General features: G+C 66.8%; 1 protein-coding gene. It reads right to left on the bottom strand.

Annotation, left to right across the window (positions count from 1 at the left end):
* A partial coding sequence (locus tag B4E36_RS03760) for a ribonuclease J (RefSeq protein ID WP_345899998.1) occupies window positions 1-677 on the bottom strand: 677 nt, incomplete at both ends.

Here is a 677-nt window from a genome sequence, read left to right as displayed (position 1 = left end):
CACCAGCGCCTCGCCATCGGTCAGGATATGGACGCCCTGCTCCACCAGACCGTTCTTGATCTCCTGGATCGCCTTCTCGTTGCCGGGAATGGCGCGCGAGGAAAACACCACGAGATCGCCGGCGGCCAGCGCCACATTGCGCATCTCGTCGCGCGAGAGCTTGGCCAGCGCCGCGCGGCTCTCGCCCTGCGAACCGGTCAGGATCGCAACCACCTTGTCGCGCGGGATATAGCCGAATTCATCCTCGTCGACGAACGGCTTCACGCCTTCCATCAGGCCGAGATCGCGGGCGACGGCGACCGCGCGCTTCAGCGAGGAACCGAGCAGCAGCACCTGGCGGCCCGCCTCGTCCGCGGCCTTCGCGATCGAGCGGATACGGCCGATATTGGAGGAGAACGTGGTCAGAGCGACCCGGCCTTCCGCATTCTCGATGACCTTGCGCAGGCTTGCCGAGACCTCGTCCTCGGAGGGCGATACGCCATCGCGCATGGCATTGGTCGAATCGCACATCAGCGCCAGCACGCCCTCGTCGCCGATCGCGCGGAAGCGGGCCTCGTCGGTCTTGGGCCCAAGCGTCGGCGCGTGGTCGATCTTCCAGTCGCCGGTATGGACGATATTGCCGAGCGGGGTGCGGATCGCCAGCGCCATCGGCTCGGGGATGGAGTGGTTGACCGGCA

The sequence above is a fragment of the Martelella sp. UBA3392 genome, from assembly GCF_002358775.1.
GTDB lineage: Bacteria > Pseudomonadota > Alphaproteobacteria > Rhizobiales > Rhizobiaceae > Martelella > Martelella mediterranea.
The sequence above is the reverse complement of the archived record's forward strand: the minus strand, read 5'-3'. Positions and strand labels throughout refer to the sequence as shown.